Here is a 15,710-nt window from a genome sequence, read left to right on the forward strand (position 1 = left end):
GCACCGCCTCAGCCGGGCCGTTCACGGTGCCGGCAGCGACGGCAGAGCCCCGGTGAGGTACAGCTCGCGAGAGCGTCGGCGTTGCACCTTGCCACTCGACGTCTTCGGGATCCTGCCCCGCCGAACCAGTCTCACCTCGTCGGGCTGGATGCCACAGGCGTCGTGCACCCGGCTCGCGATTCTTGTGGTCAGTTCGGCTGCCGGAATCCGGCGCAGCAGCCGCCCGTCGACCTCGACGACGAGGATGAGCTCCTCGTACTCCTGCCTTTCCACCGAGAAGGCCGCGGCACAGGACGGGCGTAGCGCCGGATCGGCGGACTCTGCGGCCAGTTCGAGATCCTGGGCGTAGTAGTTGCGGCCTGACCGGACGATCACGTCCTTCCAGCGGCCCGTCACGTACAACTCGCCGTCCTGCAAGAAGCCGAGATCGCCGGTACGCAGATACTCGCCGCCTCTTTCCGCGTCGGCCAGTCGCGCCCGGAACGTCTCGACGGACTCGGCCGGGCGTCGCCAGTAGCCGCGCGCCACGCAATCGCTCTGCACCCAGATCTCACCCACGGTGGCGGGTGGGCATTCGCGGCGGGTGACGGGATCGACGATCAGGATCACCGAGGAGCCCTGCGGGGCGCCGCAACTCGTGAGGTGTACGACGCCGGGATCCGACGGCGGGCAGGGCGTCACCCGTCCGACACCGAGCTCGGCACCGGCCAGATGCAGCGCCTTCGGAGCTTCCCCCGGTCTGCTGCCGGTGAGTTTCAAGGTGTTCTCGGCCAGGCCGTACGCGGGTGACATGGTGCCTGGGTCGAACCCACGCGACGCGAACGCCTCGGCGAACCGGGTGACGGTTCTCCACCGCACCGGTTCCGCACCGTTGACCGCGACCCGCCAGGAGCTCAGGTCGACCTCGGCTTTGGCGGCGTCCAGCAGGCACAGTTCGTAGGCGAAGTTGGGAGCTGCCGCATGGGTTCCGCCGAACTTCTCGATCGCTTCGAGCCAGCGCGCCGGGCGCCGGATGAACGCCTCCGGCGCCATCAGCACCGCCGGAATGCCACTGCTGATCGGCATCACGAAATTGAAGAGCAGTCCCATATCGTGGAAGCTCGGCAACCAGCTGACCACCGTACCGCCGTCCGTCGGCCAGACCTCCTCGATCTCCGCCGCGTTCGCCCGGAAGTTCCGGTGGCTCACCATGACGCCCTTCGGCGTGCCAGTGGAGCCGGATGTGTATTGCAGCAGCGCGATGTCGTCGGGCCCGACCGCCGGCAACTGTGGCGTGCCGGCGGGCTGCGGCAGGCCGTCGGTGGCGATCCACACCAGTTCGTCGAAGCCCGGCTCGGCACCGTAGCGTTCGGTGAGCCCAGCGTGCACGTCGGCGGTGGTGAGCACGACGGCGCTACCGGCGTCGGACGCCACCGCGCGGACCCGTTCCCAACCGACCCGGCTGTGCGGCACCTTGACCGGTGCGGCCAGCAGACCGGCGTACATGCAGCCGAGCAGGGCGCGGTGGAACTGGAGCCCGGCCTCGTAAAGCAGCACCACCGGACTGCCGACCGGGATGTCGGTGGCCAGCCGTGCGGCGAGGAGCTCCGCGGCGTCATGCAGCTGCCGGAAGGTCAGCCGGTCACATTCCACCTCGCCGTCCCGCAGAAAAACGTACGCCGAGTCGTCGGGCTGCTCCTGCGCCCTGGCCTGAACAGTGGCGACGAGTGTGCCCAGCGCCGCCACCGCATTCGAGCTGTCAACGACGACACCCATAGACGCGAAATCCCCTCCGTCGACCGACCGTCGATCCCTTGAAATGTATTCCCGCGATAGACGCCAAGCGATCGTTGGAATATTAGCCACCGGGGCTCAGGAGGGCGCAAGGGTAGATCACCGCGACGTGGGCCATGGACGTGGACCCGGCCACCTTCCTCCAGCCCGACCGTTCCGACGTCCATTAAGACCCATTTGTGCGGCATTTCAGGTTTTCTTTCACCCTCGGCTTTGCGCCAACACGAAATGCGAGTCCCGATCGCCCTGCGCGCCCGAAGTCATGCATGCGAAAGTGAAGACGCGAGTCAGCTGGAGGAGAGCATGGGAAAACCGGGGGATTATCCCTTCGATGCCGGCATCCACCCGACTGGTTACACCACCAAGTTGTGGACCATGCGGCAATTGGCGGGGCTGCGCAGCGCCGAGAGCACCAACACCCGCTTCAAGTACCTGCGGGAAATGGGCGAGACCGGCTTGTCCCTGGCATTCGACCTGCCCACTCAACTCGGCCTCGACCCGGACGATCCGCTCGCCGACGGCGAGGTGGGCCGCACGGGTGTCTCCATCGTCACCGTGGACGACTTGGCCGGTGTCTTCGCGGACATCCCCCTGGATCAGGTGTCGGTCTCGATGACCATCAACGCCACCGCTCCGATGCTGCTCGCCATGTGGGCGGTGGTAGCGGAGGAGACCGGTGTCGAGCCGAAGGCGCTACGCGGCACACTCCAGAACGAGATGCTCAAGGAGTTCCTGGCCCGCAAGGCGTACATCTTCGATCTGGACACCAGCATGCGCTACTCGCTGGACGTCATGGAGTACTGCATCCGCAACCTGCCGGGGATCAACCCGGTATCCATCTCCGGCGGCCATGCCCGGGAGGCCGGCGCCTCGCGCAGTCTGGAGATCGCCTGCGGTATCGCCGACGCCGAGGAATTCCTGGCCGGGCTGTTGAGCAGGGGTCTGAACCCGGACGAGATCGCCCGCACGTTCAGCTTCATCTTCGGCACACACATGGAGGTGCTGGCCGAGGCTGCCAAGTTCCGCGTCGCCCGATCGATCTACGCCCAGCGCCTGCGTACCCGCTGGGGTGTCACCGAGCAACGCGCTCTGAAGATGCGCATCCAGGTCAACACCTTCGGCTCCGCCCTGGCCCACCAGGAGCCCCTGAACAACGTCGTACGGTCGACGCTGCAGGCGGTGGCCGCGGTGTTGGGCGGGGTGCAGTCGCTACACATCTGTGGGTTCGACGAGGCTTACCAGACACCGGGCGAACTCGCCGCCCGCATCGCCATGCGCACCCATCAGATCCTGGCCGAGGAGACCGACCTGGCCCGGCACGTCGACCCACTCGGCGGCTCGGACGTGATCGAGTCGATCGTGGCGGAACTGACCGACGAGGTCGAGGACTGGCTGCGGCGGATCGAGGAGCGCGGGGGGATGGTGGCGTGTGTACGGAGCGGGTGGCTGGAGAGCGAGATCGAAGATCTCGCCTTCCGCACCCCCGGTCCGACCGTGGGCGTGTCCAACACGATTCGGACCGTCACCGAGGACGTCCTGGTCCGCAACGAACGGCACGAGCCGTCCGAGCCGATGCGGCGTGTGGTTCCTCGGGCGAAGGCCGACGCCGAACTCGGCCGGCTGCATGCTGACGCCGCAGCGGGGCGGAACATCATGCCGGCCCTGATCGAAGCCGCGCGGGCACGGGCCACCATCGGGCAGATGCGAGCGGCGCTGACGCTCGAGCCTCCCGGCCGCGCCTCGGTGACCGGGCCTCACGCCAGCCCGTCACGTCCGATCAGATAGCCGGCGTGGAGACGGTTGCGCGCCCCCAGCTTGGTCATGATCTGCGACATGTGCCGCTGGTAGGAACGCAACGACATGCCCAACCGCTGAGCGATGACACGGTCCTCCAGGCCCTCGGCCAGAAGCCGCAGGATGGTGGACTTGATGTCGTCGGAAGTCCGCGCCACGTCGTCCCGATTGGAACGGATCGGCAGGGCGGTGGCGTCGCTCCATGCCTGGTCGAACGTCCGGCGGACGAAGGCGACCATGCTCGGCTCCCGGACCAACAGCATGCCGGCCGGGTTGTCACGAAGACCGATCAACGCCGCCTGGTCGTCGAATACGAGCATGGCGCTCATGCCCTCGCTGCAGGTTCGGACCTCGGATCCGCCGTGCTGCAACTGTGTCAGGTGGTAACCGGTCGACGCCTCGAACCGGGCGGTGTGGTGGTACAGGGCCCGCACCGCGACGCCGCGCTCCAGGAGCTTGTCTGCCATCGCCTGATGGTCCCGGATCGTCTTCTCCGGCTGGACGCTGCCCGGTTGGGCGATCATCACCTCCCGGGTGGTACGTGAGGCCTGCGACAGCAACATGCGACTCACCGCCTGCTCGTCGGCGAGAACCTCGACCACCTGCCGGCTCTCCCGGCTGGCCGCACTCGCTTCGTAGACCGAGGCGAGCGTGTCGAGGTCGGAACGGATCCGGTCGACAACCCGTTGACCCGCATTGATCACTTGTGCTGCGGCATCGAGCAGTTGCGATCGGGCGGTGTCCGGAGGAACGACGGTGAGGTGTGAGGACGTCGGGGACAGCGGACGCATCAACTGCAGGGCGCAGAGCCGCTCGACAGAACTCTGGGCCTCCTCAGTCGTCATCCCGGTCTCGACGCACAGCTCCTCGAGACCGACGGCGGACCGCTCGGCGGCCAGCGCATAGACCCGCGCGTCCTGAGGAGACAGTCGTGGCAGCCCCTGCAGGGCGGCGATCACCATTTCCTCCAACTTCACTCCCTCGTATCGACGCCTGGCGGAACTATGAAACACCATGAGCCTGGTGCATCCGATGATCAGGGTGCAGGGTGGACAATGCGAGCGGATTGCTGAGGATCAGCGGCAGAGTCCGTTCGTAACGGGGATCTGGCATCGACACCGCTGCACGGCGTCGCTCGTCTGCGGCGTGAGCGTCGGCACCCATGACCCCGGCACGCCGGTGGGGAAGCCGGCGCTGCAACGCCCCAGCGGAAGGACACGGCGCGGAATGGCATCGGCGGGGAATCACCGCGGCATCGGGATGCCGACGGCCCCCGCCCGGCGGAATCCCTTCCGGGCGGTCGCCTCGACTGCGGCAACGTTCTTGGTGGCCGTGCGTTGCTCGCAGTCGCACCCCGCAAGCGAGCACCGCGTCGATGCCGGCGATGACGAATCGGGCCGCGAGCCTGCCATCGACGGACACCCCAGCAGCTGACACAGATGTCCGGACATCCGGATTTCACGGGAGGAGTGGACCGAATGGATTCCCTTGCCGCAGCGGTCGTCGCCGGCGCGCCGGCCGAGGAGCTCGAGCGCCTGCCCGTCCCGGGGAACTATCCGGCGGCGCACCTGCGCGTCGAGGACTCCGAGATGTTCAAGGAGACGGCTGACAAGGACGTCCGCAAGTCCATCCGGATCGGGGAGGTACCGATGCCGGAGCTGGCCCCGGACGAGGTCCTGATCGCCGTGATGGCGAGCGGCATCAACTACAACACGGTCTGGTCGGCGATGTTCACGCCGATCTCCACCTTCGCCTTCCTGCGGAGCTTCGGCAGGCAGGGCGGCTGGGCTGCCCGGCACGACCAGCCGTACCACGTGCTCGGCTCGGACGCCGCGGGTGTCATCGTGCGCGTGGGCTCGGGGGTGAGACACTGGCGGATCGGTGACCATGTGCTGGTCTCGGCGCCGTACGTGGACGACCAGGACCCGCTGACTCACATGGACGGCATGCTCGGCATCGACCAACGCGCCTGGGGATTCGAGACCAACTTCGGCGGGCTGGCACACTATGCCGTCGCCCGTACCAACCAACTGCTGGCCAAGCCGGCGGCACTCACCTGGGAGGAAGCCGCCGCGACTCCGCTGTGCGCCGCCACCGCCTACCGCATGCTGGTCGGTGAGCGGGGCGCCCGGATGAAGCAGGGCGATCTGGTCCTGGTCTGGGGTGCCACCGGCGGGCTCGGCTCGTACGCGGTGCAATTCGTCCGCAACGGCGGCGGCGTCCCCATCGGGGTCGTGAGCAGCGAGGAAAAGGCCGCCAAGCTGCGCAGGCTGGGATGCGATCTGGTGATCAACCGGCACGACATCGGTCTGGTCGGCAGCGATCTGCCCGATCCCGCGGAGGTCGGTAAGAAGCTGGGAAAGATCATCCGGGCCACGTACGGCGAGGACCCGCACATCGTCTTCGAACATACCGGCCGCGCCACCTTCGGCGTCTCCGTATTCGCCGTCCGTCGTGGCGGCAGCGTGGTCACCTGCGGCTCGACGACCGGTTACCAGCACGAGTTCGACAACCGCTACCTGTGGATGCGGCTCAAGCGGGTGATCGGCAGCCACGGCGCCAACTACCAGGAGGCGTGGGAGACGAACCGGCTGATCAGTCAGGGACGGATCAGGACCGCCCTCTCGGTCAGCTACCGGATGGAGGAAACCGCCGAGGCGGCCCGGCTGGTGCAGGAGAACAAGCACGTGGGCAAGGTCGGCGTGTTGTGCCTGGCGCCCAGCGAGGGCCTGGGGGTCACGGATCCGGAGCTTCGCGCCCAGATCGACGACGTGGCGCCGTACGTCGGCCTGCAGTAGCTCTCGCGCCACATCGGATATTTGTGGACATCGCTCGAATGAACTGCCAGACTTCGATCGATGCCTCTTTCTGATGCAAATCCTGTAGTGCGGATCTGGATGAGGCATGCAGTTTCCGGCCGTCGGACAGGAAGGAGCCCGTGAGTGTGCGGAATAGCGGGAACTGTCTCCTTCACCCGAGGTGCCGGTGACCACCACGTCCTGGGACAGCCCATTTCCTGCACCGTGCACCGCAGCGAACCCGGCTCACGGCGGAGCTGGTCGGCCCGGCATGCCCGAATCACGGCCACCGGGGTCACTGCCGTCGACCTGGTCGACGGCTTACACCAGTCGCTGACGGTCGACCAGGCGGCGATCGGCACGACGGTCCTGGCCGGTACCGGCACGCTGTTCAATGCCGCAGAACTTCGCCGGCAGCTCTCCGCCCGGGGCCACTCCTTCGACGGCGCCGGGAGCGCTGAGGTCGTGCTGCGGGCCTACCAGCAATGGGGTGCGGCCTGCGCCGAGCGGCTGCGCGGCATGTTCGCCCTCGCGATCTGGGATGCCAAGCGTGAGCAGTTGATCCTGGTTCGGGACCGGTTCGGGATCGAGCCGCTGTACTACACCGACACCGGCGACGGGTTCGCGTTCGACTCCACACCCAACGGGCTGTTCGCCGGCGGACTGGTCCGGCCGGTCGTCGACCAGGACGGCTTGCGCGAGCTCTTCGGCTTCACCCCCACGCCCGGCATGAGTGTGTTCAAAGGCGTCCGGGAGGTCCTGCCCGGCGAGATCGTGACGTACGGGCGTGACGGTCTCGCCCGCCGGCGTTACTGGACCATCTCGGCCCGTCTCCACACCGACGATCCGGAGACCACCACCGCCCGAGTGCGGCAGATCCTCCAGGACTCGGTACGTCGCCAGGTCGCACCCGGTGTGCCGTTGTGCACCATGCTCTCCGGCGGCCTCGACTCCAGCGCGATCTCGGCGCTGGCGAGCCACGGGATGCCGGGCACGCCCCTGCACACGTTCTCGCTCGAGTACACCCATCACCTGAAGCACTTCCGGCCCGACGAGCTGCACGACTCGCTGGACAGCCCGTACGTGGCGCAGATGGTCGCCTTCCTCGGCAGCGAACACGACGAGCTCCGGCTCGACGCGAGCGACCTCCTAGACCCCGCACAGCACCTCAGCGTCGTGCGGGCGATGGGCCAGCCGGTGGTGGGCCTCGATATGTACGTCGCCTTCCAGCGGCTGGCCCAGCGGATCGGCGACACCACCGCACCGGTCTTGGCGGGAGACGGCGCGGACGAGCTCTTCGGCGGCTACATCTGGTTCCAGGACCCGTGGTACGTCAAGACGGCGACTTTCCCCTGGCTCGGCGCCTTCCACCGGATGGAGATGGTGTCCGGGCTCGTCGACCGCACGCTGATGAAGGAACTCGACGTCCCGGAGTACATCAGCGTCCGGTACGAGGAGGCGCTGCGGGAGGTTCCGCTGACCGGCGAGGAGGACGCCACCGAGCGCCGGATGCGTGAGCTGACCTACCTCAACCTCACGCGTTACCTGCGCATCGTGTTGGACCGGCGGGATCGGCTGGGTCACGTCGGCATGGTGCAGGCAAGGGTTCCCTTCGTCGACCACGAGCTGGTCGACTACGTGTACAGCGTGCCGTGGGCGCAGAAGAATTCCGGCGGCCAGGAGAAGTACCTCCTGCGCGCCGCCGTCCGAGAACTGCTGCCGGGCAGCATCCTGCAGCGTAAGAAATCGCCCTTCCCGACCACGCAGGATCCGGTCTACCGGCTCGGTGTACGAGCCCGGCTGCAAGCCATCGTGGAGTCGGGTTCCCCGGTCGTCGACCTGCTCGACCCGGCCCGGGTACGGTCGGTGCTCACCGATCCGTCCTTCGGACTGAGCACCGGCGTCAACCGCATGAGCATCGAGATGGCTCTGCAGCTTCACCACTGGATCGCCGATTGCGGCGTGACCCTCGACGTGTGAACGGTCGACGCTCAGAAGTGGGCGAAGTATTCGCGCTGTTCCCATTCGGTGGCCTGGTTGCTCGCCACCGGCTCATGGTTCGCCACCCATTCGCCGTACCGCTGGATCTCACTACGCTTGAGCGCCAGGAACGCCGTCAGCAGGTGCTCGCCGAGCACCGTGTGATAGAGCGGATCGGCCTCCAGCGCGGCCAGCGCGTCGGCCAGGCTCGTCGGTAGACGGCCGGCCATCGGATCGTGCGGGTTCTGGGTCGCTTCGCCCGGATCGAGCTTGCGGTCGATCCCGTCCAGCCCGGCGGCCAGCTGCGCGGCCAGGTACAGGTACGGGTTCGCCGACGGCTCGCCGACCCGATTCTCGAGGTGCGTCGAGGCCGCTCCCGCCGAGCCCAGCACACGGATCAGCGCCCCACGGTTCTCCGGCGCCCACGAGGTGCGGTCCGGGGAGAGCGAGAAGGCGTCGTCGAGCCGCCGGTACCCGTTGATCGTCGGCACCGCCAGAGCCGTGGCCGCCGGGGCATGCGCCAGTAGACCGGCCAGGTAATGCTCGCCCAGCGGCGACAGCAGCCGGTCCGGCTCGTTGGCGGCGAAGATGTTGCCACCGGCGTTCACGTCGAACAGCGACTGATGCAGATGCCACCCACTGGCATCGAAGCCGTCCAGAGCCGGCAGCGCCATGAACGAGGCGTGGTAGCCCAGATCTGCGCAGATCTGCTTGGTCATGCCCCGTAGTAGCAGGATGGCATCGGCGGCGGCCAGTCCACTCATCGGGCTGAACGTGAATTCCAGCTGCCCGGGCCCGGACTCGTGCTCGATCGTCCGTAGCGGGAGCCCGGCCTGCTCCAAGGCCCGCGCCAGCGGGCCGATCACCGGCAGCAGGTCGTCCAGGTAGGCATCCGAGTTGAACTGGTACCCCGGGTTCACCGCCTCGACCGTCGGCGCACTGCCCTGCACTCCGAACCCACCCACACTGCCGACGTCGCGGCTGGTATACCGGGTCAGGTACCACTCCACCTCCAGCCCGACGACGAAGTCCAACCCGGAGTCGGCGAGCCGATCGGTCAGCCGGCGTAGGACGGCACGGCTGGAGAGCGGGTGTGGCTTGCCGCTACGCAGGTATTCGTCACCGATGACCCAGCCGACCCGAGTCTCGCCACGTTGCAGGATGCGGAAGGTGCGGGCGTCGGGGACCACGACGAAATCCCCGGCTCCGGTGAGCTCGGGCAGACCGATACCACCGCCGTCGGCGAAGAAGTCGATCGCGACGGCATGCCCGGTATCGAAGACGAAAGGGCCCGGACTCATATCCATGCCGTTGCGCATCACGGTACGGAAAGCCGCCGGGGTGAGCGTCTTGGAGCGGACCAGACCGTGCGGATCACCGAACACCACACGGATCAGGTCGATGCTGTCCAGTAGCGACAGCAGTTTGTCGGCCGCCTCCTGCTGCGCCTCGCTGAACAGGCCGTGTTCTTCGATGAAATCCACGCTACCGGTGCTGAATGCGGCGTAACGGGCCGCACCGCCGTAGTCGATGATCTTCGAGGCGCTCATCGTCGCTATCTCCTTAGTATCCGCCGGCCAGGTCGTCGTACATGTCGCGCCACGGCTGCAACTGCTCCAGGTGCCCCGCGATACGCAGCACCGACTCGTCCGCCCGCCAACGGCCGACCAGTTGCAGGCCGACCGGGCAGCCCTCGGCCGTGCGTCCCACCGGAACCGAAATCGCCGGCTGGCCGGTGAGGTTGGCGGGATAGGTCGCCGGAGTCCAGGCCAGCCACGGGGCCGGCCCTTTAACCGGGGTATCCGTGGGCTGGTCCAGCGCCACCGGGAACGGTTGACCGGGCACTGTCGGCGTGGCGAGCACGTCGTAATCGGCCATCCACCGCAACACCCGGCCGGTGTAGTCACCGCGCAGCCGTATCGCTTCAGCATGGTCCGTGCCGGAGATTCCGCGACCGTACTCGATGATGGGTCGTCGGCCCGGGTCGATCAGCGTGTCGGCTGCCTCGTCGTGACCTGCCGCGTCGGCGACGGCGAGGATGGTGGCCAGTATGGGATAGGGGTCCTCGAACGGCCAGTCGGTCTCGACGACCTCATGACCCGCCGCGGCGAGAACGGCCACGGCAGCCGCGCACGCCTTCTCCACCTGCGGATCAGGTGCCGGGGCGCCGAGGGTGCGGACCCAGGCGATGCGCAGCGGGGCGGTCCCGGCCTCCGCCTGTTCGACGGGCAGCGACCAGGGATCAAGGGGATCCGGCCCCGCCATCGCCCGGTACATCAGTGCTGCGTCCGCCACCGTACGAGTCAGCGGTCCGGCATGGGACAGCAGTTCGGCGCTGGCCGGGACGTATGGGATCCGGCTGAACGACGGCTTGAAGCCGACCACGCCGCAGAACGAGGCGGGGATGCGGATCGATCCCGCTCCGTCGGTGCCGACCGAGCCCACCCCGAATCCCGCCGCCACCGCAGCGCCGGCGCCGGCACTCGAACCGCCCGGAGTGCGGTCCCGCACCCACGGATTTCGCGTACGCCCGACGACCCGGTTGCCGCTTGCTCCGCTCCATCCGAACTCGGGGGTGTTCGTCTTGCCGACGATGACGGCGCCGGCCTCGCGCAGTCGTCGCACCAGCGGCGGGTCGAAGTCCGGCACCCAGTCGCGATGCAGCAACGAGCCACGAGTGGTCCTTAGCCCCCGGGTGGGGATGAGGTCCTTGATCGAGATCGCCATCCCGAGCAGGGGCAGCCGCCTGAAGGCCGCCGGGCCCTCTGTCCTCAACGTCTGCTCCGCCAGACTAGCCGCGAGTAGGGCACCGTCCCGGTCGACCGTCACGAACGCACCGATCGCCAGATCCGCCTCCTCGATTCGGCCGAGCACGTCGGTGACGTATTCGACCGGGGAGACGGCCTTCCGTCCGAACAGGCCGCGCAAGGCCGTGATGTCGGCGTAGACCAATTCGTCAGCCATAGAATCGGCGGTACCAGTCGTTGCCGAAGTCCGAGATCAGCGGCGGATCGGCCGCCATCGCCTGGTGCAACTCACCAAGCAGCCGCCCTACCGCGACCGCTGAGCGCAGATCCTCCGTCCGGTAGGCCGGACCATCGGTGCGCATCAACCGCAGATCGAAGAGGCCGGGACGGTAGCCACCGTCGAAGTGGATGCCGATCGGCACCCGGATCGCGTATCGGACGCCGAACATGACATGGCCGGTGTGATGTTGATCCGACCACTCCGTGACGTCCGGCATGGTGGGAGCGAAGAACCAGTCGTCGCGCGTCCGTCCGGTCAGGCCGAACGTGTGCGGCAGGTAGTGCCACGTGTTGTAACGCATCCGGCTGCTGTAGGCCGAGAGCGCTCGGACGAGCTGGTCGCGGTCGTCGGCGAAGCGCCGGTCGAACGCCTCACTCGGCGTCACGCAGCAGTAGAACTCGCTCGTGCCCATTTTCAGCTGCACGTCCGCTGGGGCGGCGGTCCGAGACAGCGCGGCGAGGGCGCGCGGGCCGCGGCCCATCGACACGTCCGATGCGGTGCCGTTAGCCACCGCGGTCAGCAACTGGTGCAGGAAATCCTCGAAGGGAGTGGTGAAGTCCTTGACCGCCGGTGCCAGGCGGAAGCCGGCCACGATGGCGCGAAGGGCCTCGCCCGCCGGTCCGAAATCCTTCTCGACCGGTCGGCCGAGAAGGTCGGCCAGAACGGCATGCACCGCCGGCGGCACCTCGGCGTAGGTGATCGGCTCGAGCAGGACGTGTTCCCGTTTGTGCAGCGTCAGGCCGTTGATCGTGCGGTAGAACAACGCCCCGCCGTCGGCGAGTTCATGGCGCAGACGCGAGCAATGCTCGGCCAGCGTGTTGAGGCGGCTCAGTCGGTCGAGGTGGCCCAGGTCCGGGGCCAGCCCGCCGTACGCCTCGATGCGCTCCATCAGGAACGTCTCGACGCGATCCGGAGTGAGCTGGACGCCGTTGAACTCTTCCACGCGTACCGCGGGACCGGAGCGCAGCAGTGCCGACAGGCAGGCGACGAAGACCGCATCCTCCGCCGCCCACTCGGGGACGGGCGTGTCACGCAGGACGTTCAGTAGCGAGGTGGGCGAGTTCACCCGGATCGACTTGCCCGGCAGGTTGGAGTGGGCGCCGAGGTTGCTGTACGTGCGGTTGAGCACATAGAACAGCACGGGGGCCATGTGGATCAGTGAGTAGCCGATCCGGGTCAGCTCCTCGTGGACCTCCGCCGCCGGCCGGGCGGTCATCTCCCGCGCGATGTCGGTGGAGATCTGGCGTTCCAGATCACGGGCCATCTGCCAGACCCGGTCCGCCTCGGCCATCGCCTTCGGGAACCGGATGCCGCCCAGGATGTTGTCACCCGCCAGGGGCTCCGCCTGCGGCGGCACCACCCGGGCCCGTCCGGTGGCGGTGAGCGCCAGCCGGTATCCGTCACCGTCCGCCTCGTCGAGCACGGCGCCGGCGCCGGTCGCCAGAACCAGCAGGCACTGCTCGGCCAGGGTGAGCGAGGCGGTTCCGATCTCGTCCGGCACCCGGCCGTCGAGCGCCTGGGCGATGCGTACGGCATCGTTCACCGTCGTGCACCCCCGCGCTCGTTCGGCCGCCTCGGCGACCAGCGCCGCGAATCCGTCGGTGCGAAGCGTCATCATGTACGAGCCCCCGCTCAGTCTCAGGTCGTCGGAGCGACGTGACCGGGTTACGATTCGGCGATCGGGTCGAGCACCCAGGCCGAGTTGTGCTGCTTGAACCCCACGCGGGGGTAATATCCGGTGGCGGCTGGCGCCGACAGGAGAACGATCTTGGCGGCGGGCGCCGCCTCCTGAGTGGCGCGGATCAGGTCCTTGCCCACGCCCTGCCGCTGGAAGCGACGGTCCACCGCGATGTCGCAGAGGTACGTCGCGTAGGACCAGTCGGTCAGGCTGCGGCTGATGCCGATCAACTGGTCGTCCTGATAGGCGACCGCGATCAGGTTGGCGTTTCTCAGCATCGCGGTGAACCGCTCCCGGTCGCCGACAGGCCGCCGCTCGGCCAGGGTGGAGGCGACATACAGGGCCGCGACCTCTTCGGTGTCCAGTTTGGTGCCGTCGATGATCTCAGTGCGCCACATCTAGCTCGGACTCCTCAATCAAAGTGTTCAAGCGCCGTCGGAGATGTTCGCGATTGGTCAGGAACCGCTCCGGTCGAAAACCGGATGCCACCACCTCGACGCCGGCTTCCTTCAGGGCGTGAGCGAACTGCTGCCCGTTCGCCGACGCCTGCTTGGCAGCGGACTGAGCCAAACGGTGGGCGACCTCCCGATCGGTACCGGCGGTCACCATGTCCCGATAGGCCAGCGAGCTGTAGATGAGCCCACGGGTCGTGCCGATGTTCTCCCGCATCCGCTCGGTGTCGACCCGCGCTTGCTCGATCAGACCGGCAGCGGTGGACATCTGGAAGTGGGCCACCGTCAGGCTGTCCGGCAGGATCACCCGCTCGGTCGACTGGTGCGTCAGGTCACGCTCGTGCCACAACGCGACGTCCTCGAGGGCGGCGGCCGCGTTGGCCCGCAGCAGCCGCGCCAGGCCGACCAGCCGTTCGCTCGTCGATGGGTTGCGCTTGTGCGGCATGGCAGAGGATCCCTGATAGGCAACCGTCCGAGGCTCCTCCACCTCTGCCACCTCGGTGCGCTGCAACAGGCGGAACTCCAGTCCGATCTGTTCGACGACGGCGCCACCGACCGCTATCGCCGACAACAGCTCCGCGTGTCGGTCCCTGGCGACGACCTGCGACGGAATCGGCTCCACCGTAAGGCCCAAGGCTCCGCACACGTGTTCCTCGACGGCGGGCGGAAGATCCGCGTACGTGCCCACCGGGCCGGAGACGGTGCCGACCGCTACCGATGTCCGGGCCGCCGCGAGCCGCCGCAGGCTGCGCTCCACGGCGAACGCGAACAGTGCCATCTTCTGGCCCCAGGTTGTCGGCTCGGCATGCACACCGTGCGTGCGTCCGATGCAGATCGTGTCCCAGTGCTGCACTGCCTGACCGGCCAGCGCGGTGAGTAACCGGCGCCCTTCGATCAGCAAGAGATCGCAGGACGCGGCAAGGGTGTGACCGAGCCCGGTGTCCACCACGTCATAACTGGTCAGACCGTGGTGCACCCAGCGCGCGGTGCCGGCCGGCATGGCCTCGGTGTAGGCAGCGAGGAAGGCGAGGATCTCGTGGTCGCGCAGCTTCTCGTTGCGCCGGACCGCTTCCACGGCCGGGGCCGGGGTTGATCGGATGACCTCGAAGGCCTCGGCCGGAATCATCCCCGATCGCGCCTGCGCCTCCGCGACCAAACTCTCTATACGAGCCCATAGAGCATATTTCGTCTCGTCGCTCCAGAGCCGCACCATCGCTGGCAGAGAATAGCGCTCAATCACGGCAGGACTCCACTGATTACGACATTCTCAGCTGACGACGGTTGCGCACTCTTACTGATCTGAATCAACAATCCGCTCCAGATCGGGAAGCGATCATCAGGCGTTGCCGGCCACCGCTCACCGGCGGGGAGCGCCGCACACCCGGGCGGCCGGGAAATCTCGCCTCACCCCCCGGCCCTCGGGGCCGCCGCCGGTTCGACCAACTCGACCAGCACCCCGCCGGCGCGTCCCGGATGGATGAAGTTGACCCTCGAGCCCGCTGTTCCCAGCTGCGGTGAGGCGAAGAGCAAGGGGATGCCCATCTGCTGTAATGCCCGGCTGGAGGCTTCGACGTCGGCCACCTCGTAGGCGATCTGCTGGAGCCCGGGCCCGCGGCGGTCGAGAAATCGCGCCACCGGTGACTCCGGACCGGCGGGTGCCAGTAGCTGGATCCGAGCGCCCGACGTGTCGTCACCGACGACCAACGTCGCCTCGTGGACGCCACCGACCGTGTTGGTCTCCCGGTGCTCCAGCCGCATCCCGAGAACGCGCTGGTAGAAATCGATCGCCTCGTCCAGGTCCGCTACGGCGATTCCGACATGGTCGACGCGCAGAAGCCCGGCCGATTGCAAGGCGGATTCGGAAACCTGAATCAAAGCTTCCCCCGTGAGATAGCCACCGGAACGGTCCGAAATTGTTGCCATAAAGCCGGACTCGAATCTGATCCATCGACCTTCGTTATAGTAGCCGTAACTCGATCAACCGCCAACCCCGCCCACTGGCGGACCTCCGCCGATCGCGCTCGCAGGCGCTGCTTCGACAGGATGATCGGTCGGCGGAACGGATCCGTCGAGGGCCTCGATCTGCCGGGAGGAGCTCCCACTCCGAAGTGGACGAGCGCCCGGCGCGGTGCGGGCAGCCGGTAACCTGGTCTTCGCTGCGGTTGATGGCAAACTGCCTAAACGGCACTTATTGTGATGAGTCAACCG

At 67.6% G+C, this 15,710-nt stretch carries 12 protein-coding genes; 4 read left to right on the plus strand and 8 right to left on the minus strand.

Features of this window, described 5'->3' with window-relative positions; genetic code table 11:
- Positions 1 to 21: 21 nt before the first annotated feature.
- Positions 22 to 1,845, minus strand: a complete 1,824-nt coding sequence (locus O7616_RS17115; protein ID WP_282302892.1) for a fatty acyl-AMP ligase — start codon at positions 1,843 to 1,845, stop codon at positions 22 to 24.
- A 156-nt stretch (positions 1,846 to 2,001) separates the two neighbouring features.
- Between O7616_RS17115 and O7616_RS17120 the strand changes: the two genes are divergently transcribed.
- Positions 2,002 to 3,558 (plus strand): methylmalonyl-CoA mutase family protein, encoded by a 1,557-nt coding sequence (locus O7616_RS17120; protein WP_282307658.1) that lies wholly within the window; start codon positions 2,002 to 2,004, stop codon positions 3,556 to 3,558.
- Here the strand turns inward: O7616_RS17120 and O7616_RS17125 are convergent.
- Complete coding sequence (locus O7616_RS17125; protein ID WP_282302894.1) at positions 3,528 to 4,529, minus strand: helix-turn-helix transcriptional regulator; 1,002 nt, start codon at positions 4,527 to 4,529, stop codon at positions 3,528 to 3,530. The two genes, O7616_RS17120 and O7616_RS17125, sit on opposite strands and share 31 nt — an antisense overlap.
- A gap of 52 nt (positions 4,530 to 4,581) precedes the next feature.
- Here O7616_RS17125 and O7616_RS17130 point away from each other — a divergent pair, with 52 nt between their 5' ends.
- The 3 genes from O7616_RS17130 (at position 4,582) to asnB (ending at position 8,345) form a co-directional block, all read left to right on the plus strand.
- On the plus strand, positions 4,582 to 5,001 hold the full coding sequence (locus O7616_RS17130) for a hypothetical protein (protein WP_282302896.1): 420 nt from the start codon (positions 4,582 to 4,584) through the stop codon (positions 4,999 to 5,001).
- Positions 5,002 to 5,045: 44 nt separating this feature from the next.
- Entirely contained in the window at positions 5,046 to 6,365 is a 1,320-nt protein-coding gene (ccrA, locus tag O7616_RS17135; protein WP_282302897.1) for a crotonyl-CoA carboxylase/reductase, read from the plus strand.
- A gap of 144 nt (positions 6,366 to 6,509) precedes the next feature.
- On the plus strand, positions 6,510 to 8,345 hold the full coding sequence (gene asnB, locus O7616_RS17140; protein ID WP_282302899.1) for an asparagine synthase (glutamine-hydrolyzing): 1,836 nt from the start codon (positions 6,510 to 6,512) through the stop codon (positions 8,343 to 8,345).
- Positions 8,346 to 8,356: 11 nt separating this feature from the next.
- Here the strand turns inward: asnB and O7616_RS17145 are convergent, their stop codons facing one another.
- From O7616_RS17145 to mce, 6 genes are all read right to left on the minus strand, one after another.
- Positions 8,357 to 9,895 carry a glutamine synthetase family protein gene (locus O7616_RS17145; RefSeq protein WP_282302900.1) on the minus strand — a complete coding sequence of 513 codons (1,539 nt, stop codon included), beginning with the start codon at positions 9,893 to 9,895 and terminating at the stop codon, positions 8,357 to 8,359.
- A gap of 13 nt (positions 9,896 to 9,908) precedes the next feature.
- Entirely contained in the window at positions 9,909 to 11,309 is a 1,401-nt protein-coding gene (locus tag O7616_RS17150) for an amidase family protein (protein ID WP_282302901.1), read from the minus strand.
- Entirely contained in the window at positions 11,302 to 12,987 is a 1,686-nt protein-coding gene (locus O7616_RS17155) for a hypothetical protein (protein WP_282302902.1), read from the minus strand. Before O7616_RS17155 ends, O7616_RS17150 begins: the two co-directional genes overlap by 8 nt.
- Positions 12,988 to 13,037: 50 nt before the next feature.
- Positions 13,038 to 13,448 (minus strand): GNAT family N-acetyltransferase, encoded by a 411-nt coding sequence (locus O7616_RS17160; RefSeq protein WP_282260496.1) that lies wholly within the window; start codon positions 13,446 to 13,448, stop codon positions 13,038 to 13,040.
- Complete coding sequence (gene purB / locus O7616_RS17165) at positions 13,435 to 14,742, minus strand: adenylosuccinate lyase (RefSeq protein WP_282302903.1); 1,308 nt, start codon at positions 14,740 to 14,742, stop codon at positions 13,435 to 13,437. The genes O7616_RS17160 and purB overlap by 14 nt, the downstream gene beginning before the upstream one ends.
- Positions 14,743 to 14,906: 164 nt before the next feature.
- The gene (mce, locus tag O7616_RS17170; RefSeq protein ID WP_282302905.1) at positions 14,907 to 15,425 is read right to left on the minus strand and encodes a methylmalonyl-CoA epimerase; all 519 of its coding nucleotides are present in this window, start codon (positions 15,423 to 15,425) and stop codon (positions 14,907 to 14,909) included.
- Between the last annotated feature and the right edge of the window lie 285 nt (positions 15,426 to 15,710).

The sequence above is a fragment of the Micromonospora sp. WMMD964 genome, assembly GCF_029581455.1.
In the GTDB taxonomy this organism is placed as follows: Bacteria; Actinomycetota; Actinomycetes; order Mycobacteriales; family Micromonosporaceae; genus Micromonospora.

What these genes read in the sequence shown, in the direction of transcription:
- O7616_RS17130 (WP_282302896.1), top strand. Translation starts at nt 4,582, where the DNA reads ATGAGCCTGGTGCATCCGATGATCAGGGTGCAGGGTGGACAATGCGAG.
- O7616_RS17155 (WP_282302902.1), bottom strand. Translation starts at nt 12,987, where the DNA reads ATGACGCTTCGCACCGACGGATTCGCGGCGCTGGTCGCCGAGGCGGCC.
- O7616_RS17120 (WP_282307658.1), top strand. Translation starts at nt 2,002, where the DNA reads ATGCGAGTCCCGATCGCCCTGCGCGCCCGAAGTCATGCATGCGAAAGT.
- mce (WP_282302905.1), bottom strand. Translation starts at nt 15,425, where the DNA reads ATGGCAACAATTTCGGACCGTTCCGGTGGCTATCTCACGGGGGAAGCT.
- O7616_RS17160 (WP_282260496.1), bottom strand. Translation starts at nt 13,448, where the DNA reads ATGTGGCGCACTGAGATCATCGACGGCACCAAACTGGACACCGAAGAG.
- ccrA (WP_282302897.1), top strand. Translation starts at nt 5,046, where the DNA reads ATGGATTCCCTTGCCGCAGCGGTCGTCGCCGGCGCGCCGGCCGAGGAG.
- O7616_RS17145 (WP_282302900.1), bottom strand. Translation starts at nt 9,895, where the DNA reads ATGAGCGCCTCGAAGATCATCGACTACGGCGGTGCGGCCCGTTACGCC.
- O7616_RS17150 (WP_282302901.1), bottom strand. Translation starts at nt 11,309, where the DNA reads ATGGCTGACGAATTGGTCTACGCCGACATCACGGCCTTGCGCGGCCTG.
- O7616_RS17125 (WP_282302894.1), bottom strand. Translation starts at nt 4,529, where the DNA reads ATGGTGATCGCCGCCCTGCAGGGGCTGCCACGACTGTCTCCTCAGGAC.